This is a genomic window from Rhodococcus sp. BH5, from assembly GCF_027583855.1.
In the GTDB taxonomy this organism is placed as follows: domain Bacteria; phylum Actinomycetota; class Actinomycetes; order Mycobacteriales; family Mycobacteriaceae; genus Rhodococcus_F; species Rhodococcus_F qingshengii.
On record NZ_JAJHVW010000060.1, the window covers coordinates 1 to 2,012 of the forward strand.

At 64.9% G+C, this 2,012-nt stretch carries 1 protein-coding gene; it reads left to right on the forward strand.

Annotated elements, in window-relative coordinates; translation table 11 throughout:
* Positions 1-33: 33 nt before the first annotated feature.
* A partial coding sequence (locus RhoBH5_RS32445; protein WP_270009624.1) for a YhgE/Pip domain-containing protein occupies positions 34-2,012 on the forward strand: 1,979 nt, incomplete at its 3' end.

Consider the following 2,012-nt stretch of genomic DNA (forward strand, 5'->3'; position numbering starts at 1 on the left):
CACCTGCTTCGGTCCACGAGAAGAGAGCTCCACATGGCGCCACAACCCGTAGTCGACAACGCGGCCACGACGCGACGCACGCACATCATCCGGACAGTTCTCGCTGTCCTCGTCATCGCACCGCTGTCGATTGCGGCGTTCTACATGTGGGCACTGTGGGATCCGGGCGACACGGTCAACCGCTTGCCCGTCGCCATCGTCAACGCCGATGCCGGCACAGAACTCGACGGAACACGTCTGCAAGCCGGCGATGAAGTTGTTGCCGCACTCGTCGAGAGCGGAGACGTTGCATGGAAGGTCGTCTCGGAACAGGAAGCCGCCGACGGCGTCAACGACGGCACCTACTACTTCTCTGTCGTCATTCCCAAGACTTTCAGCGCAGACGTGGCCAGTGCCGCATCGGGTTCGGGCCGCAAGGCCGAACTCGACGTCTTGTACAACGATTACAACAGTCTGGTCGCCGGCCCGGTCGGTGAAAGCATCATCGCTCAGGTGCGCTCTGCGGTCTCCGAGTCGATCGGCGAGCAGTCCATCGACCAGGTGCTGGTCGGGTTGGGTGAACTCGGAACAGGATTCGGTGAAGCAGCAGCAGGAGCGCAACAGCTGTCCGACGGATCCTCCGAAGCGCTTGCCGGAACCAACGAGCTCTACGCTGGAAGCAAGGAACTCGCCACCGGCATGGGCGAAGCAAATCAGGGCGGCAAGGAGCTGGCCGCCGGAGCCGGCGAGCTGGCTGCCGGAGCTGGCGAAGCTGCTGCAGGCTCGGGCGAGCTGAGCAGCGGACTCAACCAGTTGGTCGGGGGCACCGACGAACTCGGCGCAGGCGCCCGACAGATCAGCGAAGTGGTCGACATGGTCACCACCCCGGTACTCGACCTCGCGGGGTCCTCGGACGCCGTCGTCGGTCAGATCGACGCCCTCACGTCGATGCTTCGAAACTCGGCCGATCCGGTCTCCGCCGGACTCGTCGAAGCCCTGGGTGGACTGCGGGCTTCCCTGACTGCACAACCGTCGGACGACGACGTGATCGGTCAGCTCGGCCAGCTTCGCGACGGCGCGCGGGAGATCTCGCGCCAACTCACCGATCCGAGCAGCGACTACCGTGGTGGGCTCCTTGCCGCCGCGGCCGGTGCAGGTGAACTCAACACCGGCCTGGGCCAACTGTCCAACGGTGCAGGCCAACTCGCTACCGGTGCACAGGAACTCTCCACCGGCCTCGGGCAGTTGGACACCGGAAGTATTGCGCTCCGTGACGGTCTCGGGCAGCTATCGGCCGGCGTCGGCGAGCTCGACGCGGGCAGCGCGGAACTCGCCACCGGTTTGTCCGACGGCGCCGCCCAGGTGCCGCAGTTCACGGACGACGAACGCGCCACCACGGCCAATCTTCTCTCGTCCCCGGTTGCCGTCGACGCGCGGAACAACTATCCCGCAGCCGGTTTCGGGCCGGGAGCCGTCCCTGCCGTGATCTCAGTGGCACTGTTCCTGTGCGGAATTCTCACGTGGTTCGTCGTCCGCCCACGACGCGGACGTTCACTGAACTCGCACACCAGCGTGGTACGTGAGGGGCTGCGCCGCTACCGCATTCCCGCCCTGGTCACCTTGGTCGCGGCGCTCGTGTTGTCGGTGGTGTCACTGACCGTGGCAAACGTCGAACCACCTAGTGTCCTGGCGATGATCGCAGTGATGATCCTGGTGGGTGCCGCCGCGGTCAGCTCGGGCAGGCTCTTCACCGTTGTGTTCGGAGCCGTCAACGGAACCTTAATCGCATTGGGCGCCTTGATGATTCAGATCTTCGCCTTCGGCGCGGTATACCCCATCGAACAGATGCCGACGGTTCTGCAGTGGCTGCACGCCCTGATGCCACTCACGTGGGCGCGCAACGCCATGCGCATGGTCCTTGTCGGATACTACGGCCCGAAATTCTGGGTGGCGGTAATCGCTCTGGCTGCCTTGGTGATCGGAGCCGTCCTGTTCACCATCTGGTGGCGCCGCCGACAAGAACCGCCGACCGA